The sequence below is a fragment of the Burkholderia singularis genome (genome assembly GCF_001718875.1).
In the GTDB taxonomy this organism is placed as follows: domain Bacteria; phylum Pseudomonadota; class Gammaproteobacteria; order Burkholderiales; family Burkholderiaceae; genus Burkholderia; species Burkholderia singularis.
Window position 1 is genome coordinate 908,027 of sequence record NZ_CP013448.1, and the last position, 22,627, is coordinate 930,653.

Genomic DNA, 22,627 nt, shown 5'->3' on the forward strand with positions numbered 1-22,627 from the left:
GCCGCTCGCTCTTTATTCGTAGCAGGTAGCGCATGTCGTCCATGAAGATTGCGATTGCAGGCGCATCGGGCCGGATGGGCCGGATGCTGATCGAAGCGGTGCTCGACGCGCCCGACGCCACGCTCGTCGGCGCACTCGATCGCGTGGGCTCCGAGCAGCTCGGCCAGGATGCGGGCGCGTTTCTCGGCAGGCAAACCGGGGTGACGCTCACCGACGATATCGAGCACGTTTTCGCCGACGCCGATTATCTGATCGACTTCACCCGCCCGGAAGGCACGCTCGCGCATGTCGAGGCGGCGCTGCGCCACCGCGTGAAGCTCGTGATCGGCACCACGGGTTTCAGCGAACCGCAGAAGGCGCAGCTTCGCGCGGCGGGCGAGCGGATCGCCGTGATGTTTTCGGCGAACATGAGCGTCGGCGTGAACGTCACGCTGAAGCTGCTCGAGTTCGCGGCGAAGCACTTCTCGCACGGCTACGACATCGAGATTGTCGAGGCGCATCATCGGCACAAGGTCGATGCGCCGTCCGGCACCGCGCTGATGATGGGCGAGGCGGTGGCGGGCGCGCTCGGGCGCTCGCTGGCCGATTGCGCGGTGTACGGCCGCCACGGCGTGACGGGCGAGCGCGATCCGTCGACGATCGGCTTCTCGGCGATTCGCGGCGGCGATATCGTCGGTGACCACACGGTGCTGTTCGCCGGCACCGGCGAGCGCATCGAGATCACGCACAAATCGGCGAGCCGGGTCTCGTATGCGCAGGGCGCGCTGCGCGCCGCGCGCTTCCTCGCCGGCCATGACGCCGGTTTCTTCGACATGCAGGACGTGCTCGGCCTGCGCTGAGCGCCTGCCGTTCCATCCGTCCGTAGCCGAACGCATCGATGGCGATCTCCACCCCGACCGGCATCCTGCATTACCTCGAAAGCGGCGACGCCGTCACGCACGCGGTTGCTTACGTGCTGCTCGCGATGTCGGTTACGAGCTGGTGTTTTCTGCTCGTGAAGGCGTGGCTGCTGGTGCGCGCGAAACGCCAGGCGCCCGCCGCGCTCGCCGCATTCTGGCGGGCGGCGACGCTCGATGAGGGGGTGGCCGCGCTGCGCGCGGCCGACAAGGAGCGCGTGTTCGCGCCGCTTGCACAGGCCGCACGCGATGCCGACGCCATCCCGGAAGCCGGGCCGCGCACGCTGGCCGCCCGCGTCGAGCGCGGCGAGCGGGTATTGCGCTCGTTGCGTGCCGCGTTGCGCATGTCGCAGCGGCGGCTCGAATTCGGCCAGGTGCTGCTCGCGTCGATCGGCAGCACGGCGCCGTTCGTCGGCCTGCTCGGCACGGTCTGGGGGATCTATCACGCGCTCGGCAGTATCGCGGCGAGCGGGCAGGCGCAGATCGAGAACGTGGCCGGCCCGGTGGGCGAGGCGCTCATCATGACGGCGTTCGGCCTGGTCGTCGCGATTCCGGCCGTGCTCGCGTACAACATTCTCGGCCGGCTCGTGCGGCAACTCGTCGAGGAACTGGACGGCTTCGCGCGCGATCTGCATGTGTTCGTTTGCGGTGAGTCGGCCGGGCAGCCGGTTGCGCAACGGGCTTCGTAGCCGCTGTTTCGCGGTCTGCCGCTGTCTTTTTCGCGGCCTCTTTTGCAGCCGGTTTCGTAACAGGCTTTTGCGGCCGGATGCGGCGGATTTCGCCGCCTGCGTTCGATTGTGCCGATAGGCGCCGCGGGGCGGTTGCTGCAACGGGGCGCGCGGCGACGGCGTCGGTCGCCGAGATTCGCCGTCGCGGCATCGCGCAACAGGTATTCAACGCATTTCACGCATCCGATCCGGCAACGGAGGGTATATATGGCGTTCGGCGGACTCGACCACCAGCAGACCGCGCAACCGATGGCGGACATCAACATGACGCCGCTGATCGACGTGATGCTCGTTCTGCTCGTCATCTTCATCATTACCGCGCCGCTTCTCACGCATGCGATCCGGCTCGATTTGCCGAAAGTCGCGGCGGCGCCCGCGCGCGATACGCCGCAGACCATCACGCTGTCGATCGACGCGGCGGGCAAGCTGTACTGGAACGGCGAGCCGATCGCATTCGGCGCGCTGAGCGCACGCTTGCGCGACGCGGCGTCGGGCGGCAAGGACCCGCAGCTGCATCTGCGCGCCGCGCGTGACACCCGCTACGATGCGATCGTGCAGGTGATGGGCGCCGCGCAGCAGGCGGGCGTCGCGCGGATCGGCTTCGTGACCGATTCGCCCAAGCCGGACGGGACGCCGGGCGCGGGGCAGCCGGCGAGGCGGGCGGAGCCGGCGGCGCCCGCCGCCGCGCTTGCGGTGCCGCATTGAGTCGAATCGCGGTTTGCCGCGCGCCCCGGCGCCTGGGCGGCAGCGTTGCCTGACGGGCCGAGCCGTTCGCGAGCGTATCCGCGCTGTTTCTCTCTTCCTCTCTCTGCGGCGCCTCCGGCTACATTGCTGACCATGGCGTTGGTGTTGCCTTTGACTTCGGTGTTGGCTTCCGTATCGGCCTCGGCCTCGGCTCTGGCTCCAGCTTCGGCTTCGGCTTCGGCTCCGGCTCCGGCTCCGGCTCCGGCCCTGGCTCCTGCTCCCCCTTCCGCTTCCGCTTCCGCTCCCGCTCCCGCTCCCGCTCTCGCTCTCGCTCCCGCATCGACCTCACCCCCGGTCCATCCTTCCCCCTCCCGTCTCATTTTCGCCCGCAGCCTGCGCCATAAAATACGCTCCTCGCGCCGAAACCTTTCTCGCTCACCGCCGCTCACCGTCCAAACGCGCCCGGGTGCGCGACAGCGGCATGAGTCGCCGTGACGGACGGTATAATCGATCTTTTCTCCGCGCCGCCGGCGACGCGGGAATGCGCGCTTGCCGATCCGCTCGAACGCGCGTGCCCGATCCGCCGCTGCGTGCTGCTCCAAAGCCCAGCCCGAATCACACCATGCACGAAAGATACGTACCCGCCGACGTCGAAGCTGCCGCCCAAGGCGATTGGCGCGCCGCCGACGCCTACCGCGCGACGGAAGACGCGCAACGCAAGAAGTTCTATTGCGTGTCGATGTTGCCTTATCCGTCCGGCAAGCTGCATATGGGCCACGTGCGCAACTACACGATCAACGACGTGATGTACCGTTATCTGCGAATGAACGGCTACAACGTGCTGATGCCGATGGGATGGGACGCGTTCGGGATGCCTGCCGAGAACGCCGCGATGGCCAACGGCGTGCCGCCCGCGCAGTGGACTTACGACAACATCGCGTACATGAAGAAGCAGATGCAGTCGATGGGTCTCGCGATCGACTGGTCGCGCGAGGTCACGACCTGCAAGCCCGACTATTACAAGTGGAACCAGTGGCTGTTTCTGAAGATGCTCGAGAAGGGCATCGTCTACAAGAAGACGGGCACCGTGAATTGGGATCCGGTCGATCAGACCGTGCTCGCGAACGAGCAGGTGATTGACGGCCGCGGCTGGCGCTCGGGCGCGCTCGTCGAAAAGCGCGAGATCCCGATGTACTACATGCGGATCACGCAATACGCCGACGAACTGCTGAGCGACCTCGACAGCCTCGGCTGGCCGGAGCGCGTGAAGGTGATGCAGCAGAACTGGATCGGCAAGAGCTTCGGCGTGAACTTCGGCTTCCCATACGAACTCGATGGTGAAAAGAAGCTGCTGCGCGTCTTCACGACTCGCGCGGATACGATCATGGGCGTGACGTTCTGCGCGATCGCGGCCGAACACCCGCTCGCCGCGCGGCTCGCGCAGGGTAAGCCGGAACTGCTGGCGTTCATCGACGAATGCAAGCGCGGCGGCGTCGCCGAGGCCGATATCGCGACGATGGAGAAAAAGGGCGTCGCGACCGGCTTTTCCGTATCGCATCCGCTGACGGGCGAGCCCGTCGAAGTGTGGATCGGCAACTACGTGCTGATGAACTACGGTGAAGGCGCGGTGATGGGCGTGCCCGCGCACGACGAGCGCGATTTCGCGTTCGCGAAGAAATACGGCCTGCCGCTCAAGCAGGTGATCGCGGTCGAAGGCGAGACGTACTCGACCGACGCGTGGCAGGAATGGTACGGCGACAAGACGCGCGGCACCTGTGTGAACAGCGGCAAGTACGACGGCCTCGCATATGAAGCCGCGCTCGACGCGATCGCCGCCGATCTGCGCGCGGGCGGCTTCGGCGACAAGCAGGTGACGTGGCGCTTGCGCGACTGGGGCATTTCGCGCCAGCGCTACTGGGGCACGCCGATTCCGATCATCCACTGTCCGTCGTGCGGCGACGTGCCGGTGCCCGAAGTGGATTTGCCAGTCGTATTGCCCGAGGATCTGGTGCCGGACGGCAGCGGCAACCCGCTCGCGAAGTCCGATGCGTTCCTGAACTGCGTGTGCCCGAAATGCGGTGCGGCGGCGAAGCGCGAAACCGACACGATGGACACGTTCGTCGATTCGTCGTGGTACTTCTCGCGATACGCGGCGCCGGACGCGACGTCGATGGTCGACGCGCGCACCAATTACTGGATGCCGATGGATCAGTACATCGGCGGCATCGAGCACGCGATTCTGCACCTGCTGTACTCGCGCTTCTGGGCGAAGGTGATGCGCGATCTCGGCCTTGTGTCGTTCGGTGAGCCGGCGAAGAACCTGCTCACGCAAGGCATGGTGCTCAACGAGACGTTCTACCGCGAGGACGCGTCCGGCAAGAAGACCTGGTACAACCCGGCCGACGTCACCGTGTCGTATGACGACAAGGGGCGCCCCGTCGGCGCGGTGCTGCAATCCGATGGCCAGCCTGTCGTGCTCGGCGGCATCGAGAAGATGTCGAAGTCGAAGAATAACGGCGTCGATCCGCAGGTGCTGATCGACCAGTACGGCGCCGACACCGCGCGCCTGTTCACGATGTTCGCCGCGCCGCCCGAGCAGCAGCTCGAGTGGTCGGGCGCGGGCGTCGAAGGGGCGAGCCGCTTCCTGCGCCGGGTGTGGAGCTTCGGTTACGCGAATCGCGACGCGCTCGCCGCGCGCGCGACGTTCGACGCCGCCCAGCTGGCCGATACCGACAAAACGCTGCGCCGCGAGATCCACGGCGTGCTGAAGCAAGCCGATTTCGACTACCAGCGCTTGCAGTACAACACGGTCGTGTCGGCGGCCATGAAGATGCTGAACGCGCTCGAAGGCGCGAAGGGCGCCGCGCCCGGCGTGGTGCGCGAAAGCTACGGCGTGCTGTTGCGCGTGTTGTATCCGGTCGTGCCGCACGTCACGTATCGGCTTTGGCAAACGCTCGGCTACGCGGACGAATTCGGCGGGCTGCTCGACGCGCCGTGGCCGAAGGTCGACGAAGCCGCGCTCGAGCAGGCCGAGATCGAACTGGTGCTGCAGGTCAACGGCAAGGTGCGCGGCGCGATCAAGATTGCGAAGGACGCGAGTCGTGACGTGATCGAGGCGGCGGCGCTCGCCGACGAGACGTTCGCGAAGTTTGCCGAAGGCAAGCCGGCCAAAAAGGTGATTGTCGTGCCAGGGCGTCTCGTCAACGTCGTCGTCTGACGGCGTCCGGTGTCGTTTGGCGGCGCATGGTGAATCAGCAAGGAGCGAAGGTGATCCGCAGATCGTTTTTGATGCTCGTGGGCAGCGCGATGTTGTTGTCGGCGTGCGGTTTCAAGCTGCGCGGGCAGCAGGACTATGCGTTCAAGCGCCTGTACATCGCGGGCGGGCCGCCCGCGGCGGCGGCGCGGCTCACGCGTCTCGTCGAGGGGGGCAGCGACACGAAGATCGTCAAGTCGCCCGACGACGCCGACGCGGTGCTGAACCTCGCCGAAGCGCAGAGCCAGGGCACGCTCACGCTCGACCGTTACGGCACGGTGCAGGAGTATCAACTCAACTACACGCTCAACTACACGCTTTTAGGCAAGGACGGCACGGCGCTGATTCCGCCGAGCGTGATCGCGCTGAACCGCGCGATGACGTACAGCGCGCAATATACGAACGCGAAGTCGCAGGAAGCCGAGATCCTGTACGCGGACATGCGCAACGATGCGATCGATCAACTGATGCGGCGCCTGGCGATCGTGCGCACGCTGCATCCGGAGCCGGGCCAGGGCGTACCGGCCGTCTGGCCGCGCGCGCCGCTGCCGCCGCCGCCGCTGTGATCGGCCGCGTTCGCCATTTCGTTTCGTCGATAGGCGCGTAACCGATGCAATTGCGACTTGACGCATTAGAGCCGCATCTGGCGAAAGGGCTCGCCGGCTTGTACGTCGCGTATGGCGACGAGCCGCTGCTCGTGCAGGAGGCGTGCGACCGGATTCGCGCGGCCGCACGCGCGGCGGGCTTCGTCGAGCGTTCGGTGCATACCGTCGAGCGTGGCTTCGACTGGAGCGTGCTGATCGGCGCGAGCCAGGCGATGTCGCTGTTCGGCGACCGGCAGCTCGTCGAGCTGCGGATTCCGTCCGGCAAGCCGGGCAAGGACGGCGCCGATGCGCTGAAAACGCTTGCCGGCACGCACAATCCCGATACGCTGATGCTCGTCACGCTGCCGCGGCTCGATGCGGCGACGCAGAAATCCGCGTGGTTCACCACACTCGCGAATGCGGGCGTTGCGATCAAGATCGATCCGGTCGATCGCGCGCAATTGCCGAAATGGATCGGCGAGCGGCTGGCGCTGCAAGGCCAGCGGGTCGCGGCGGGCGACGATGGGCGTCGCGCGCTCGCATTCGTTGCCGAGCGTGTCGAAGGCAACCTGCTGGCCGCGCATCAGGAAATCCAGAAGCTTGGCTTGCTCTATCCGGCGGGCGTGCTTACGTTCGAGCAGATCCATGACGCGGTGCTGAACGTCGCGCGCTATGACGTATTCAAGCTCAACGAGGCGATGCTCGCAGGCGACGCCGCGCGGCTCGCGCGGATGATCGACGGCCTCAAGGGAGAGGGTGAGGCGCTGGTGCTCGTGTTATGGGCGCTCGTCGACGAGTTGCGCACGCTGCTCAGGATCAAGCGCGGCGTCGCGGCAGGCAAGCCGCTCGCGGCGCTCGTGCGCGAGAATCGTGTCTGGGGGCCGCGCGAGCGGCTCGTCGGGCCGGCGCTGGCGCGCGTGTCCGAGACGGCGCTCGAGCAGGCGCTCGCGTTTGCCGCGCGGCTTGACCGGCAGGTCAAGGGGCTTGCCGCGGTGCCGCGCGGCCGCGCGCATGGCGAGCCGCCGCCCGACCCTTGGGACGGCCTGTTCCAGCTTGCGATGACGGTGGCGCGCGCGGGCGGACCCGGCGGCGATACGCCGCGCCGGGCCGGCTGAGCGGGCTTGCGCGCAGGCGCTTACAATCGAGCGGTCTCGGGCGATAGCGGCGAGCGCGACCGCAGCGGCGCGGCACATGGATGGGCATTTTGCGAGCCGCGGTTCGCGCGCGAGCCGCGGCATCCGGCGATTGGCGCCGCATGGTTTTTCCGACAACGTTTTTGCCGCTCGGTACGGGGCGGCTTGCATGGCGAGTCTCATGATGGATATCGATCAGTACATGACGGACGTTGGCCGCCGCGCGCGGCAAGCATCGCGCGCGATCGCGCGCGCGTCCACCGCCGCGAAGAACGCCGCGCTCGAAGCCGTTGCGCGGGCGATCGCGCGCGACGCCGATGCGCTGAAGGCGGCCAATGCGCGTGACGTCGCGCGCGCGAAGGACAAGGGGCTCGACGCCGCGTTCGTCGATCGCCTGACGCTATCCGACAAGGCGCTGAACACGATGATCGAAGGGCTGCGCCAAGTTGCGGCGCTGCCCGACCCGATCGGCGAGATCAGCAATCTCAAGTATCGTCCGAGCGGGATTCAGGTCGGCCAGATGCGCGTGCCGCTCGGCGTGATCGGGATCATCTACGAGTCGCGGCCGAACGTGACGATCGACGCGGCCGCGCTGTGCCTGAAGTCCGGCAACGCGACGATCCTGCGCGGCGGCTCGGAGGCGCTCGAATCGAACACGGCGCTCGCGCGGCTGATCGGCGAGGGGCTCGATGCGGCGGGGCTGCCGCGCGACGCGGTGCAGGTCGTCGAGACGGCCGACCGCGCGGCAGTCGGCAAGCTGATCACGATGACCGAATACGTGGACGTGATCGTGCCGCGCGGCGGCAAGAGTTTGATCGAACGGCTGATCAACGAGGCGCGCGTGCCGATGATCAAACATCTCGACGGCATTTGCCACGTGTACGTCGACGATCGCGCCGATCCGCGCAAGGCGCTGACCGTTTGCGATAACGCGAAAACGCATCGCTACGGCACCTGCAACACGATGGAGACGCTGCTCGTCGCGCGCGGCATTGCGCCGGCCGTGCTGCCGCAGCTCGGGCGGCTGTATCGCGACAAGGGCGTCGAGCTGCGCGTCGATGCGGCCGCGCGCGCCGTGCTCGCCGATGCGGGCGTCGCGCCGCTCGTCGATGCGACCGAGGAGGATTGGCGCACCGAATATCTCGCGCCCGTGCTCGCGATCAAGATCGTCGACGGTCTCGACGCCGCGATCGAGCACATCAATACATACGGTTCCGCGCACACCGACGCGATCGTCACCGAGGATCACGATCGCGCGATGCGTTTCTTGCGGGAGGTGGATTCGGCGAGCGTGATCGTCAACGCATCGACGCGCTTTGCCGACGGCTTCGAATTCGGCCTGGGCGCCGAGATCGGCATCTCCAACGACAAGCTGCACGCGCGCGGCCCGGTCGGGCTCGAGGGGCTGACGTCGATGAAATACATCGTGCTCGGGCACGGCGAAGGGCGTCAGTAACGCAAGCAGGCGCAAACAGGAACGCAAAAGATCGATGGCAATGCTTTGGGTCAAGACCTTTCATATCGTGCTGATCGCCGCGTGGTTCGCGGGGCTCTTCTATTTGCCCCGGATCTACGTGAACCTGGCGCTCGAGACCGATCCCGCCGCCGTGCGCCGCCTGCTCGTGATGGCGCGCAAGCTGTTTCGCTTCATGACCTTCATCGCGGTGCCGGCGCTCGCGTGCGGCCTGTGGCTGTGGCTCGTGATCGGCATCGGCCAGGGGCAGGGCTGGATTCACGCGAAAGTCGGCGTCGTGCTGCTGCTGATCGTCTATCACGCGTATTGCGGGCATTTGTTGAAAGTCTTCGAGCGCGGCGAGAACCGGCGCTCGGACAAGTGGTATCGCTTCTTCAACGAATTGCCGGTGCTGGCGATGCTGGCGGCTGTCGCGCTCGTCGTGATCAAGCCGTTCTGAATCGGCGGCGCGCAGGCGGTTGCGCCGCGGTGAGCGCGCCGGCAAGCCCCGGCCTTGAACCGCCCTCCACAAGTCGGACATCGATCCAGCTTGGGAGGGCAGTTCAAGGCCGGGGCTTTTTCGTTTTTCGTATTCGGCAATCGGCTGCTCTCGCGCGGCTATAGCGGCTCGTGGGCCGTATCCTTCGGCGCCTTCGGCTCCATCCCGATGCGCCGCCGCGTGATCGCCTCCTTCGCGCGGCCGAGCCGGTCGACGAGATCGGGCCCGCGATTGAGCGCGACGCCGACCGCGAGAATGTCGCCGATCGCGAGATGCGACATGCGCGAGGTCATCGGCGAAAACACGTCGGTTTCCTCGGCGACGTTCGACGCCAGACTGACCGTCGACAGTTGCGCGAGCGGCGAATGGCTATGCGTGATCGACACGACGTTCGCGCCGCATGCGCGCGCGGCGCGCGCGGCGTCGACGATGTCGCGCGTGCGCCCGGTGTTCGAGATCGCGACGACGACGTCTTTCGCGCCGAGCAGCGCGGCGGACATCGAGAACGTATGCGGGTCCGAGTACGCGACGCTGGGCACGCCGAGCCGGAAGAACTTGTGCTGAATGTCCTGCGCGGCGATGCCGGAGCCGCCCGCGCCGTAGAACTCGATGCGCGACGCACGCGACAGCAGTTCGATCGCGTCGGCGACGCTGGTTGCCGACAGGCTGTTGCGGACCTCGATCAGCGCGCCGATGGTCCGGTCGAACACTTTGCCGATGATGCCGGGCGCGGGTTCGTCGGGCTCGACGTCGCGGTAGACGGACGCCACGCCCGGCGCGATGCTTTGCGCGAGCCGGATCTTGAATTCGCGAAAGCCGCTGCAGCCGAGCGCCTGGCAGAAGCGCGCGATCGTCGGCTGACTCACGCCCGCGCGTGCGGCGAGCGCGGTCATCGACAAGTCGAGCACTTCGCGCGGCGCGGCGAGCACGTAGTCGGCGAGCTTGCGCTCGGACGGGCGGAGTTGGGCGCGAATCGCCTCGATTCTGGGGAGCATGACGTGAAAGGGCGTGGAGGTGGATCGAATGGACGGTAGTATTGCGGCGATATTGTAGAAAATCTACAAGAATTTTCTAGCGCTCAATGCAATAACGCTGGTGGACTGATTAGGGTTAACGCTGAGTTAATATCCCTAATTTTCAGGCTGTAGCGATGAAATTTCGATGCTCATGCTGCGCCGCGAGATTGCAGGCTTGTAGTTTTTCTACTAAACTCGCGCCGTTTGTTCGCTGAAGCGGACGAACCCACGATTCCAGCTTGCCGGCCCCAGCCGGCTCATGTGAGGAGCGCCCAGCATGGCCTCGCTGCACCCCACTCTTGCGTCCGTGACCGAGCGCGTGATCGCGCGCAGCCGGCCGACGCGCTCAGCCTATCTCGCCCGCATCGACGCCGCGCAAGGCCGCTTTCCGGCGCGCGGCGCGCTGTCGTGCGCGAATCTCGCGCACGGCTTCGCCGGCCTCGAAGGCAGCGACAAGTTCTCGATCAAGGCGATCAAGCAGCCGAACGTCGGCATCGTGTCGTCGTATAACGAGATGCTGTCCGCGCACGCGCCATACCTTGATTTTCCCGGCATCATCAAGCGCGCCGCGCGCGAGGCGGGCGGCGTCGCGCAGTTCGCGGGCGGCGTACCGGCGATGTGCGACGGCGTCACGCAGGGCAATCCGGGCATGGAGCTGTCGCTGTTCTCGCGCGAGGTGATCGCGATGAGCACGGCGGTCGCGCTCACGCACAACATGTTCGATGCGGCGCTGTGCCTCGGCGTTTGCGACAAGATTGTGCCGGGCCTGCTGATCGGCGCGCTGCAATTCGGCCATCTGCCGACGATTTTCGTGCCGGCCGGACCGATGACGAGCGGCTTGTCGAACGACGACAAGGCGAAGATCCGCCAACAGTTCGCCACCGGCCAGGTGGGGCGCGACGCGCTGCTCGAGGCGGAATCGGCCGCGTATCACGGCCACGGCACCTGCACGTTCTACGGCACCGCGAACAGCAACCAGATGCTGATGGAGGTGATGGGGCTGCATCTGCCGGGCGCGGCATTCGTCCATCCGCACACGCCCCTGCGCGACGCGCTGACGGCCGAGGCCGCCCGGCGTGTGCTCGAACTGACGGCCGAGCGCGGCCATTACACGCCGATCGGCCGGGTGGTCGACGAGAAGGCGGTCGTCAACGGAATCGTCGCGCTGCTCGCGACGGGCGGCTCGACGAACCATACGCTGCATCTCGTCGCGATCGCGCGCGCGGCGGGCATCGTGATCGACTGGGACGACTTCGACGCGCTGTCGAGCGCGGTGCCGCTTCTTGCGAAGATTTATCCGAACGGCAAGGCGGACGTGAACCATTTCCATGCAGCGGGCGGCATCGCGTTCCTGGTGCGCAATCTGCTCGATGGCGGCTTGCTGCATGACGATGTGAAGACGGTGGCGGGCGACGGGCTGTCGTCGCACTACACGCGCGAGCCGCGGCTGGTCGACGGCAAGCTCGCGTGGGTGCCGGGCGCCGACGCGAGCGGCGACGACAAGGTATTGCGGCCGATCGGCGCGCCGTTCCAGCCGGACGGCGGCTTGCGTCTGATGCAGGGCAGGCTCGGGCGCGGCGTGATCAAGATTTCGGCGGTGGCGCCCGAGCACCGGAAGGTGAAGGCGTCCGCGATCGTGTTCGATTCGCAGGAAGCGGTGCAGGCCGCGTTCGACGCGGGCGAACTCAAGCGCGACTTCGTTGCGGTGGTGCGCTTCCAGGGCGCGCGCGCGAACGGCATGCCCGAACTGCACCGCCTCACGCCGCTGCTGGGCGTGTTGCAGGATCAGGGCTTTCACGTCGCGCTGGTGACGGACGGCCGGATGTCGGGCGCCTCGGGCAAGGTGCCCGCGGTGATCCACGTGTCGCCCGAGGCGCTGTTGAGCGGTCCGCTCGGCAAGGTGCAGACGGGCGATACGATCGTGATCGACGCACAGGCCGGCGTGCTCGACGTCGAGATCGACGACGCAGCCTGGGCCGCGCGCCCGCTCGCGCAGCCCGCGCATCAGGCGGATAACGAGGTCGGCTTTGGCCGCGAGCTGTTCGGCGTGTTTCGCGCGGCGGCGGCGCCGGCGGAGCAGGGCGCGTCGGTGTTCGGCGCGATGGCGGGCGAGGCCGCGCGCGTGAGCGTCACCTGATTGCCGGGATTTGCGGCATACCGCCGCACCCAACTAACCGCGCGGGCGTTGCAGCGGCCGCCGCGGCGAAAAAAGCCGCACAACGCTGCGAAAGCTACGAAAGTCACAAAAAAGGAGTTACACCGATGAAGACGATAGGCGAGATCGTGAAGCTGGGCCCGGTGATCCCGGTGCTTGCGTTCGATTCGGCCGAACAGGGCGAGCAGGTGTCGCGCGCGTTGCACGCGGGCGGCGTGAAGGTGCTGGAAATCACGCTGCGCACCGCGGCGGGGCTCGATGCGATCAAGCGCGCGAGCGAACTCGCCGACGACATCGTGGTCGGCGTCGGTACCATCACGAAGCCCGAGCAGTGCGCGCAGGCTAAAGCTGCTGGTGCGCAGTTCGGCGTATCGCCCGGCCTGACGAAGGACATGCACCAGGCGGCGCTCGATGCCGGCCTGCCGCTTTTGCCGGGCGTGATGACGCCCACCGATATCATCGCCGCGCTCGAGCTGGGCTATGAAATCGTCAAGTTCTTTCCCGCGCAGCAGGCAGGCGGCGTGCCGATGCTGCAGGCGTTCCACGGCCCATTCCCGACGTTGAAGTTTTGCCCGACGGGCGGCATCACCGCCGAAACCGCACCGAATTTCCTGAAGCTGCCGAACGTCGTGTGCGTCGGCGGCTCGTGGCTGACGCCGAAGGCGGCGCTCGCCGCGCAGGACTGGGCCGAGATCACGCGTCTCGCGCGCGAGGCAAGCGGGCTCGCGCACTAAGCATCGGACCGGATTCCCCTAGAATCCGCAAATGGAGAGGTTTTCCCTAGTCCTTGTTTGGTGAGGGTTTCCGCTGATGGAACCGGTTCTATCGCGAAGCACTGAACAAAAGTAGAATTCAGCGTCCTGACAGGCGGGCATCCGCGTTCTGTATCGGAGACTTAAAGCGCCGGGCGTCACGCGGCTTGCCGCGCGCCCGGCTCGAAAAATCCCAAGGAGGAGTGCCATATGGGGGCTGTCCAAGGCAGCACGCTGCTGATTTACACCGTGATCGCGATCGCGGCGCTGATCGTGATGATTGCGCGATACAAGATTTATCCGTTCCTCGTGCTGATCATCGTGTCGCTCGGCCTGGGCCTTGCGGTCGGCATGCCGATGGACAAGATCGTCAAGTCGTTCGAGACGGGCAACGGCAACACGCTTGGCCATATCGCGATCGTCGTCGGCCTGGGCACGATGCTCGGCAAGATGATGGCCGAATCGGGCGGCGCCGAGCGCATCGCGACGACGCTGATCCGCTGGTTCGGTGAGAAGAACATTCATTGGGCGATGATGTTCGTCGCGATCATCGTTGGCTTGCCGGTCTTCTTCGAAGTCGGCTTCGTGCTGTTGATTCCGATCGCGTTCAACGTCGCCAAGCGCACCGGCAAGTCGCTGCTGCTCGTCGGGCTGCCGATGGTCGCGGGGCTGTCGGTCGTGCACGGGCTGATTCCGCCGCATCCGGCCGCGCTGCTTGCGGTTCAGCAGTACGGCGCGGACATCGGCAAGACGATCGCCTATGGCCTCATCGTCGGCGTGCCGACCGCGCTGATCGCCGGGCCGCTGTTCGCGCTCGTGATCCACAAGTACGTGAAGCTGCCGCAGAACAACCCGCTCGCCGCGCAGTTCGTCGATTCGCACGACAAGCCGGCCGCGCAGCGCGAATTGCCGAGCTTCGGCATCACGCTCTTCACGATTTTGCTGCCCGTTGCGCTGATGCTCGTCGGCAGTTGGGCCGACCTGCTGTTCGCGCCGAAGACGCTGCCGAACAATTTGCTGCGTTTTGCCGGTACGTCCGACGTCGCGCTGCTGATCGCGGTGCTCGTCAGCTTCTGGACGTTCGGCGCGAAGCAGGGGTTCAATCGCGATCAGATCCAGAAGTTCTGCGGCGACTGCCTCGCGCCGATCGCGGGCATCACGTTGATCGTCGGCGCAGGCGGCGGCTTCGGCGGTATCCTGCGCGATAGCGGCATCTCGCAGCAGATCGTGTCGAGCGCCTCGCATGCGCATTTGTCGCCGTTGCTGCTCGGCTGGTTCGTCGCCGCGCTGATCCGTCTCGCGACGGGCTCGGCGACGGTCGCGATGACCACCGCCTGCGGGATCGTCGCGCCGATCGCGGCGGCGGCCGGCGCGGGCGTGAAGCCCGAGCTGCTGGTGCTCGCGACCGGTTCGGGCTCGCTTATTTTCTCGCACGTCAACGACGGCGGTTTTTGGCTCATCAAGGAATATTTCGGGATGACGGTGGGGCAGACGTTCAAGACCTGGACGTTGCTCGAGACGCTGATTTCGCTCCTCGGGCTCACGTTCACGCTGCTGATCGGCGCCGTCCTGTAACAACAAGGGGTAGTCAATGATTCTGATCGCAATGGGCGTGTCGGGCGCGGGCAAAACGCGGATCGGCGAATTGCTGGCGCAGCGCCTGTCGTGCACGTTCACCGATGGCGACGCGTTTCACAGCGCGGCCAACAAGGACAAGATGCACCACGGCATTCCGCTCACCGACGAGGACCGCTGGCCGTGGCTCGCGGCGATTCGCGCGGCCATCGAGGAAAAGCAGCGTGACGGGCAGACGGCGGTGTTCACGTGCTCGTCGCTGAAACGCGCGTATCGCGATATCCTGCGCGGCGGCGACCGCGACGTGCGCTTCGTTTATCTGAAGGGCTCGTTCGACGTGCTGCGCGAGCGGCTGAAGGTGCGCACCGGCCACTTCTTCGATCCGTCGCTGCTGCAGAGCCAGCTCGATACGCTCGAGGAGCCGGGCCCGGACGAGGCGATCGAGGTCAGCATCGAGCTGCCGCCCGACGAGATCGTCGCGCGCGTGATCGCGCAAATCGCGCTGGAGCAGCAACAGCAGCAACAGCAGTGAGCGCGGGCGGCCGTTGCGGCGGCGGCTCGCCGTTCCGTAGCAAATGACAAAGGCGCCCCGCGGGGCGCCTTTGTCGTGGAGCGGGCGCGCCGGGCACGCCGGCGCGTCAGCCGGCGCTCACGCGATGCGCTTCGCCAGCTCGGCCGCGTTGCCGGTGTACGACGCGGGCGTCATCGCGAGCAGCCGTTCCTTCGCATCCTGCGCGATCGCGAGCGTGCCGATGAACTGCCGCAGCGCGTCGCGCGTGATGCCCTTGCCGCGCGTCAATTCCTTCAGTTGCTCGTATGGATTTTCGATTCCGTAGCGGCGCATCACGGTCTGCACCGGTTCGGCGAGCACTTCCCAGCAGTTGTCGAGGTCTTCGTTCAGCCGCTGCGGATTCACTTCGAGCTTGTCGAGGCCGCGGATCAGCGCGTCGTAGGCGAGCAGCGAATAGCCGAGCGCGACGCCGATATTGCGCAGCACCGTCGAATCGGTGAGGTCGCGCTGCCAGCGCGACACCGGCAGCTTGTCGGCGAGATGGCGCAGCGTCGCGTTCGCTAGGCCGAGATTGCCTTCCGAGTTTTCGAAATCGATCGGGTTGACCTTGTGCGGCATCGTCGACGAGCCGATTTCGCCCGCCTTCGTTTTCTGTTTGAAGTAGCCGAGCGAGATGTAGCCCCACACGTCGCGGTCGAGATCGAGCAGGATCGTGTTCGCGCGCGCGACGGCGTCGAACAGCTCCGCCATGTAATCGTGCGGCTCGATCTGGATCGTGTACGGGTTGAACGTGAGCTTCAGACGGTTTTCGATCACGTCGCGCGAGAACGCTTCCCAATCGAATTCCGGATACGCGGACAGGTGCGCGTTGAAGTTGCCGACCGCGCCGTTCATCTTGCCGAGGATTTCGACTTTCTCGATCCGCTCGATCGCGCGTGCGAGACGCGCGGCGACGTTCGCGATTTCCTTGCCGAGCGTCGTCGGGCTGGCCGGCTGGCCGTGCGTGCGCGACAGCATCGGTTGGTCGGCGTGCGCGTGCGCGAGCGCGACGAGGCGGCCGTGGACGGTGCGCAGCGACGGCAGGATGACATGCGCGCGCGCGCCGGCCAGCATCATGCCGTGCGACGTGTTGTTGATGTCCTCCGACGTACACGCGAAATGGATGAATTCGCTGGCTTTCTCGAGTTCGGGCTGGCCTTTCACCGATTCCTTGAGCCAGTACTCGACGGCTTTCACGTCATGGTTCGTCACGCGCTCGATTTCCTTGATGCGCGCGGCGTCGTGCGCGGTGAAGCGCGCGACGAGATCGAGCAGGAACTGCTCGGCGGCGGCCGAGAAGCGCGGCACTTCGGCAAAGCCGGCGTGAGACAGTGCGATCAGCCAGTGCACCTCGACGGTGACGCGATGGCGCATGAACGCGGCTTCGGAGAGCCAGTCGCGCAGCGCCTCGGTCTTGGCGGCGTAGCGGCCGTCGAGCGGCGATAGCGCGGTGAGGGCGAAAAGGGTATCGGGACGGGTGTCGGACATGATGGGGCTTGGGCGCGTGCGGCCGCGGTTCAAACGAGAAGGGGTGAACCGCGAATTTTACCATCGGCGCGAACCGGGCCGGCGGTTGCGCGGGCAGGGCGCGCCGGCTCGGGGGCTGCCGCGCGCTCGGCGGCAAGACCGCTGCGCGGGCGGGGCGATTGCCGCATCGCGCGGCGAGCGGCGTGTCGTCGAGCGCCCGCGTGCGCGACGCCGCTGCCCGCACATCGGGAGTTCGCCGGCTCGCGCTGGGCGGCGGTTCACTCGCCGCCCGCCGTCACCATGCGCAACATCTTTGTCTACGGAATGCGCGGGCCGATGGTGCGTGCCGCGCCGCTGGCGACCTGCCGCCGATCGCCCGCCTGCGCCGGAACATCGTCTGTCCGCTGTCAGTCGCCCGCGCGCGCCGCGCCGCCGATCGGCATGCCGGCTGCACCCGCCACGCCTCTTGTCGGCGCCGTATGTCCCGGCGCGGCCCAGCGCAGCCACTGCGCGCGCAGCAACACGAGCGCGCCGAGCGCGCAAGCCGCGAGCGCGCCGAACGTTGCGAAGCCGAGCTGATAGCTGCCGGTGCTTTCCTTGGCGATGCCCATCACGACCGGCAGATAGAAGCCGCCGATGCCGCCCGCCGCGCCGACGATCCCCGACAGCAGCCCCGTCTTGCCCGGCCAGCGGTGCGGCACGAGCTGGAATGTCGAGCCGTTGCCGAGGCCGAACGCGATATACAGGCACACGAGCAGCGCAATGCCGCCTGCGAGCGGCGGCATCATGGCCGCGAACGCGAAGTCGGCCGCGGCGATCGCGGCAAGGATCGCCATCAGCGCGCGCACGCCGGTGACGCGATCCGCGAGATAGCCGCCGAGCGGCCGCACGATCGCGCCGATGAACGCGAGCATCGACATGAACAGGCCCGCTTCGATCTTCGGCATCTGATAGAGCGTCGTGAGCAACAGCGTCACATATGACGACATGCCGACGAAGCCGCCGAACGTAATGCTGTAGATCAGCATGATCACCCACGTATCGCGCTCGGCGAGCACCGCGCGATAGCGGCCGGGCAGCACCGTGATCGCGATGAGCGCGCCCATCACCGGCAGCAGCAGCACGCCCGCCTTGCCGGAGCCGAACGCGCCGGCGTGCACGGCGAGCACGAGCGCGATCAGCGCGGCGAGCGTGAGCGCGAACGCACCAAGCGCGCGCGGCGCGCTGCCCGATTTTTCGCCGCGGTCGTCGGCCCATGCGAACAGCGCGAAGCCCGCGATCGCGAGCAGCGGCAGCGCGGCGGCCGTCGAAAACTTCCAGCCGAGCGCGGCGGCGATGTGCGGGAACATGAAGCCGTCGAGCACCGCGCCGATGTTGCCCGCCGCGGCGAGCCCGAGCACCAGGCCTTGCACCTTTGGCGGATAGCTGCTGCCCGCCATCGGCAGCGCGACCGCGAAGCTCGCGCCGCCTATGCCGAGAAACACGCCGAGCACGAGCAGCAGCGTGTACGACGGCGTGCCGGGCACGAACGGCAGTACGACGGCGGGCAGAGCGGACAGCAGCACGCCCATCAGCGCGATGCGCCGGCCGTCGGCGGACTGATAGAGATTGCCGAGCGTCACGCGCAGGATTGCCGCCGCGAGCACCGGCACCGCGACGAGAAAGCCTTGCTGCGCGGCCGTCATCGCGATGTCCTTGCCGATGAACGGCGCGAGCGGGCCGTACAGCACCCAGACGGTGAAGCCGGTGTCGAAATAAAGGAAGCAGGCGAGCAGCGAGCGCCAGTTGCCGCTTTTGACAGAGCTGCGCAGTGTATCCATCGAGAGAGCCTCGCGTATGCGGTTGCCGTTTGAAGGCAGGGTGGGAGCCGGATCGAAACCGCTCCGCGGCGAGCAACGGAGCCAGCAGTCTTTTGCAAGGCCTATGCCAGCCGCAGTGCAGCCGCAGGTCAGCCGCGGCGCGTGGCGCGAAAGCCCGCGCAACGAGCGCGCCGCATGGCGCGTCCCACGACGAGACGCGACGAGGCGAGACGCGGCGCGCACCGGCGGCAGGCGCGCGGCGCGCCTGCCGGCACCGCGTCTGTGCGCGCGGTGCGTCGTTGGTGCGGTGCAAGAAGTCTGACGAATGCGTGCCGCCATGGCTTGCCGCCGCCCGCCGCTGTTTAAAATGCGGGCTTCACGGCTGGCGCAGATCGCGCAAAGGCGCAAAAGGGCTCGTATGGAACTCAAATGGCTCGAGGATTTCGTGTCGCTCGCGGAAACGCGCAGCTTCAGCCGCTCGGCCGAACTGCGTCACGTTTCGCAACCGGCGTTTTCGCGGCGCATCCAGGCGCTCGAAGCGTGGCTCGGCACGGAATTGATCGATCGTTCGGTCTACCCCACCCGCGTCACGCAGGCAGGCCAGGTGTTCTACGAGCAGGCGCTCGCGATGCTGTCGCAGGCGCACGAGGCGCGCACGCTGTTGCGCGGCCATATCGGCGCGCCGGTGCCGACGATCGAATTCGCCGTGCCGCACACGCTGTCGCTCACGTACTTTCCGCGCTGGCTTCAGCGGATCGAAGCGAAGATGGGGCCGGTGCATACGCGGCTGCGCGCGCTCAACGTACACGACGCGGTGCTGTCGCTCGTCGAGGGCGGCTGCGACCTGGTGATGGGCTACCACCATCCGAGCCATCCCGTCGCGCTCGATCCCGCGCGCTACGACATGCTCACGCTCGGCGCGGAGCCGATCAGCCCATTCTCGGCGCCCGGGCGCGGCGGCCGCGCGCGCTACGCGCTGCCCGGCGCGGCCGATGCGCCCGTGCCTTACTTGTCCTATACGCCGAACGCGTACCTGGGCCGGATGACCGAGGTGATCATCGCGAACGCCCACACGCCGCTTTATCTGGACAAGGTGTACGAGACCGACATGGCCGAGGCGCTGAAGGCGATGGCGCTCGCTGGGCACGGCGTCGCGTTCCTGCCGCACAGCGCGGTCGAGGATGCGGTCGCGGGCGGGCGGCTCGTGCGGCTCGGCCGCGCGGCGAAAGGCGGTGCGGAGCCGTTCACGCTGACCATGGAGATCCGTCTTTATCGAGACAAGCTCGCCGTGCAGGGCGACGAGTCACGCCGCCAGTTGGTGAGCGCGCTCTGGGACGTGGTGCGCGACGAACTGGACGCGCGCTGAGCCCGCGGCACGCGCGAGGCCGGTGTGCCGTTACGCCGCCCGCCGTTGCGCACATGAAAATTGCGGCGGCCGATCGCACCGCAATTGCGTGCGTTCGCGCTGCGTATCGACGGTTTTTCGTGCAAAAGCCCGATCATGCAAGAAATGCATAATCGAATAAGCAAACGGCATTGGATTTCGAAATGGGCTTTTTCGACAATGGGCGCATTCTTCGACCGTTGGAGATTCCATGTCTTCGCATTCGCAGTCCCCGTCCGTTGCGCAATCCATTCCGTCATACCTGCACGCGGACGATCTCGGGCCCTGGGGCAACTATTTGCAGCAAGTCGACCGTGTCGCGCCGTACCTCGGCTCGCTGTCGCGCTGGCTCGAAACGCTCAAGCGCCCGAAGCGCATTCTGGTCGTCGACGTGCCGATCGAGCTCGATAACGGCACCGTCGCGCACTTCGAAGGCTATCGCGTGCAGCACAACGTGTCGCGCGGGCCGGGCAAGGGCGGCGTGCGCTATCACCAGGATGTCACGTTGTCCGAAGTGATGGCGCTGTCCGCCTGGATGTCGGTGAAGAACGCGGCGGTCAACGTGCCATACGGCGGCGCGAAGGGCGGCATCCGCGTCGATCCGCGCAAGCTCTCGCGCGGCGAACTCGAGCGCGTGACGCGCCGCTACACGAGCGAGATCGGCATCATCATCGGGCCGAACACCGATATTCCGGCGCCCGACGTCAACACCAACGAGCAGGTGATGGCGTGGATGATGGACACCTACTCGATGAACCAGGGCCAGACGGCGACGGGCGTGGTGACCGGCAAGCCGATTTCGCTGGGCGGCTCGCTCGGCCGCAAGGAGGCGACGGGCCGCGGCGTTTTCGTGGTCGGCTGCGAAGCCGCAAAGAAGAAGGGCGTTGAGATCGAGGGCGCGCGCATCGCGGTACAGGGCTTCGGCAATGTCGGCGGAATCGCCGCTCGGCTGTTCCAGGAAGCGGGCGCGAAGGTGATCGTGGTTCAGGATCACACCGGCACGATTTACCAGCCGGCAGGCGTCGATACGGCCAAGCTGCTCGATCACGTCGCGCAGACGGGAGGTGTCGCCGGTTTCACGGGCGCCGAGCCGATGCCGAACGATGAGTTCTGGACGGTCGAGACGGAAATCCTGATTCCGGCCGCGCTTGAAAACCAGATTACCGAAAAGAATGCGTCGAAGATCCGCACGAAGATTGTCGTCGAAGGCGCGAATGGCCCGACCACGACCGCGGCCGACGACATCCTGAGCGCCAACGGCGTGCTCGTGATCCCCGACGTGATCGCGAATGCGGGCGGCGTGACCGTGTCGTACTTCGAGTGGGTGCAGGACTTCTCGAGCTTCTTCTGGACCGAGGACGAGATCAACCACCGTCTCGAACGGGTGATGCGCGAAGCGTTCGCCGGCGTGTGGGCGGTGGCCGAGGAGCACAAGGTGTCGGTGCGCACCGCCGCGTTCATCGTTGCGTGCAAGCGCATTCTGATGGCGCGCGAAATGCGCGGTCTGTACCCCTGATCCTTTGACCGGCCGGTTGGCCGGTGCGGCGGCGCGGCCTTGCGGGCGGCGCCTCGTTTTTTCGCGGGCGGCCTCGAGTACGAGGCCGCCCGCGCGCGTATGCGAAGCATCTACTATGTATGGATGTATTGCGTATGCGCAACCTGCCCCGCCGGGAGTGTGGTTTACGACCATTACTTTCAAAAATATGACTTTGCTAAACTGGCGCGGGTTTTCGCCAAGGAGATGACCACAATGAAATTCCAACAAGCCATGCTGATGGCCGCGATGCTGAGCGTGTTCGCCGGCGGCGCCATTGCCCAGGAGACGGGCACGCTGAAAAAAATCAAGGATTCCGGCGTGATTTCGCTCGGACACCGCGAATCGTCGATTCCGTTCTCGTACTACGATCAGAACCAGCAGGTGGTCGGCTATTCGCGCGACTTCCAGATGAAGGTCGTCGACGCGGTCAAGAAGAAGCTGAGTCTGCCGAACCTGCAGGTGAAGAACATTCCGGTGACGTCGCAGAACCGCATTCCGCTCGTGCAGAACGGCACGGTCGACATCGAGTGCGGCTCGACGACGAACAACCTCGACCGCCAGAAGCAGGCGGCGTTCTCGAACACGATTTTCGTGATCGGCACGCGCCTGATGACGGCCAAGGATTCGGGCATCAAGGATTTCGCCGATCTGAAGGGCAAGACGGTCGTGACCACGGCGGGCACCACGTCCGAGCGTCTGCTGCGCGCGATGAACAACGAAAAGCAGATGGGCATGACGATCATCAGCGCGAAGGACCACGGCGAGTCGTTCCAGACGCTCGAGACGGGCCGCGCGGCCGCGTTCATGATGGACGACGCGCTGCTCGCAGGCGAGCGCGCGAAGGCCAAGCAGCCGGGCAACTGGGCGATCGTCGGCACGGCCCAGTCTCAGGAAGCGTATGGCTGCATGATGCGCAAGGACGATCCGGCGTTCAAGAAGGTGGTCGACGACGCGATCGCGGATGTCGAGAAATCGGGCGAAGCCGCGAAGATCTACGCGAAGTGGTTCGAGAATCCGATTCCGCCGAAGGGGCTGAACCTGAACTTCCCGCTCTCCGACGCGATGAAGAAGCTCTACGCCGCTCCGAACGACAAGGCGCTCGACTGAGCGTATCGCTGTTCGAACCTGTTTAGCGCTGATGAAACGGAAGAGGCTCGGCTTC

The 22,627-nt window shown here is 66.4% G+C and carries 18 protein-coding genes; 15 read left to right on the top strand and 3 right to left on the bottom strand.

The window, feature by feature from the left end; genetic code table 11:
• Window positions 1–41: 41 nt before the first annotated feature.
• From dapB to AQ611_RS04190, 8 genes are all read left to right on the top strand, one after another.
• A complete protein-coding gene (gene dapB, locus AQ611_RS04155) occupies window positions 42–839 on the top strand; it encodes a 4-hydroxy-tetrahydrodipicolinate reductase (protein ID WP_069235125.1) in 798 nt (265 codons plus the stop codon).
• A 44-nt stretch (window positions 840–883) separates the two neighbouring features.
• The gene (locus AQ611_RS04160; RefSeq protein ID WP_069235126.1) at window positions 884–1,585 is read left to right on the top strand and encodes a MotA/TolQ/ExbB proton channel family protein; all 702 of its coding nucleotides are present in this window, start codon (window positions 884–886) and stop codon (window positions 1,583–1,585) included.
• Window positions 1,586–1,831: 246 nt separating this feature from the next.
• Window positions 1,832–2,329, top strand: coding sequence for an ExbD/TolR family protein (locus tag AQ611_RS04165; RefSeq protein WP_059515911.1), 498 nt, complete (start codon window positions 1,832–1,834; stop codon window positions 2,327–2,329).
• Between the two features lie 601 nt (window positions 2,330–2,930).
• The gene (leuS, locus tag AQ611_RS04170; protein ID WP_069233787.1) at window positions 2,931–5,525 is read left to right on the top strand and encodes a leucine--tRNA ligase; all 2,595 of its coding nucleotides are present in this window, start codon (window positions 2,931–2,933) and stop codon (window positions 5,523–5,525) included.
• 50 nt (window positions 5,526–5,575) lie between these two features.
• On the top strand, window positions 5,576–6,127 hold the full coding sequence (locus AQ611_RS04175; RefSeq protein WP_059516122.1) for an LPS-assembly lipoprotein LptE: 552 nt from the start codon (window positions 5,576–5,578) through the stop codon (window positions 6,125–6,127).
• Window positions 6,128–6,171: 44 nt separating this feature from the next.
• Window positions 6,172–7,260, top strand: coding sequence for a DNA polymerase III subunit delta (gene holA, locus AQ611_RS04180; protein ID WP_069233788.1), 1,089 nt, complete (start codon window positions 6,172–6,174; stop codon window positions 7,258–7,260).
• A 202-nt stretch (window positions 7,261–7,462) separates the two neighbouring features.
• Window positions 7,463–8,734 (top strand): glutamate-5-semialdehyde dehydrogenase, encoded by a 1,272-nt coding sequence (locus tag AQ611_RS04185; RefSeq protein WP_059516126.1) that lies wholly within the window; start codon window positions 7,463–7,465, stop codon window positions 8,732–8,734.
• A 34-nt stretch (window positions 8,735–8,768) separates the two neighbouring features.
• Window positions 8,769–9,191: a CopD family protein gene (locus AQ611_RS04190; RefSeq protein WP_082709743.1), complete on the top strand. Its 423-nt coding sequence runs from the start codon at window positions 8,769–8,771 to the stop codon at window positions 9,189–9,191.
• Between the two features lie 158 nt (window positions 9,192–9,349).
• Here the strand turns inward: AQ611_RS04190 and AQ611_RS04195 are convergent, their stop codons facing one another.
• Window positions 9,350–10,225 carry a MurR/RpiR family transcriptional regulator gene (locus AQ611_RS04195; protein ID WP_059515917.1) on the bottom strand — a complete coding sequence of 292 codons (876 nt, stop codon included), beginning with the start codon at window positions 10,223–10,225 and terminating at the stop codon, window positions 9,350–9,352.
• 298 nt (window positions 10,226–10,523) lie between these two features.
• Between AQ611_RS04195 and edd the strand changes: the two genes are divergently transcribed.
• The 4 genes from edd (at window position 10,524) to AQ611_RS04215 (ending at window position 15,260) form a co-directional block, all read left to right on the top strand.
• Window positions 10,524–12,383 (top strand): phosphogluconate dehydratase, encoded by a 1,860-nt coding sequence (gene edd, locus AQ611_RS04200; protein WP_069233789.1) that lies wholly within the window; start codon window positions 10,524–10,526, stop codon window positions 12,381–12,383.
• Between the two features lie 125 nt (window positions 12,384–12,508).
• Window positions 12,509–13,135, top strand: a complete 627-nt coding sequence (eda, locus tag AQ611_RS04205) for a bifunctional 4-hydroxy-2-oxoglutarate aldolase/2-dehydro-3-deoxy-phosphogluconate aldolase (RefSeq protein ID WP_069233790.1) — start codon at window positions 12,509–12,511, stop codon at window positions 13,133–13,135.
• Window positions 13,136–13,363: 228 nt separating this feature from the next.
• On the top strand, window positions 13,364–14,728 hold the full coding sequence (locus tag AQ611_RS04210; RefSeq protein WP_059515923.1) for a GntT/GntP/DsdX family permease: 1,365 nt from the start codon (window positions 13,364–13,366) through the stop codon (window positions 14,726–14,728).
• A gap of 16 nt (window positions 14,729–14,744) precedes the next feature.
• Window positions 14,745–15,260 (top strand): gluconokinase, encoded by a 516-nt coding sequence (locus AQ611_RS04215; RefSeq protein ID WP_059515925.1) that lies wholly within the window; start codon window positions 14,745–14,747, stop codon window positions 15,258–15,260.
• Window positions 15,261–15,377: 117 nt separating this feature from the next.
• Here the strand turns inward: AQ611_RS04215 and purB are convergent, their stop codons facing one another.
• Complete coding sequence (gene purB / locus AQ611_RS04220) at window positions 15,378–16,766, bottom strand: adenylosuccinate lyase (protein ID WP_059515927.1); 1,389 nt, start codon at window positions 16,764–16,766, stop codon at window positions 15,378–15,380.
• Between the two features lie 386 nt (window positions 16,767–17,152).
• A complete protein-coding gene (locus AQ611_RS04225; RefSeq protein ID WP_069233791.1) occupies window positions 17,153–18,565 on the bottom strand; it encodes an MFS transporter in 1,413 nt (470 codons plus the stop codon).
• A 397-nt stretch (window positions 18,566–18,962) separates the two neighbouring features.
• Between AQ611_RS04225 and AQ611_RS04235 the strand changes: the two genes are divergently transcribed.
• The 3 genes from AQ611_RS04235 (at window position 18,963) to AQ611_RS04245 (ending at window position 22,572) form a co-directional block, all read left to right on the top strand.
• Window positions 18,963–19,910 (top strand): LysR substrate-binding domain-containing protein, encoded by a 948-nt coding sequence (locus tag AQ611_RS04235; RefSeq protein ID WP_059515932.1) that lies wholly within the window; start codon window positions 18,963–18,965, stop codon window positions 19,908–19,910.
• 229 nt (window positions 19,911–20,139) lie between these two features.
• Entirely contained in the window at window positions 20,140–21,444 is a 1,305-nt protein-coding gene (locus AQ611_RS04240; protein WP_059515934.1) for a Glu/Leu/Phe/Val family dehydrogenase, read from the top strand.
• Between the two features lie 234 nt (window positions 21,445–21,678).
• Window positions 21,679–22,572 carry a glutamate/aspartate ABC transporter substrate-binding protein gene (locus AQ611_RS04245; protein ID WP_059515936.1) on the top strand — a complete coding sequence of 298 codons (894 nt, stop codon included), beginning with the start codon at window positions 21,679–21,681 and terminating at the stop codon, window positions 22,570–22,572.
• Window positions 22,573–22,627: the final 55 nt, after the last annotated feature.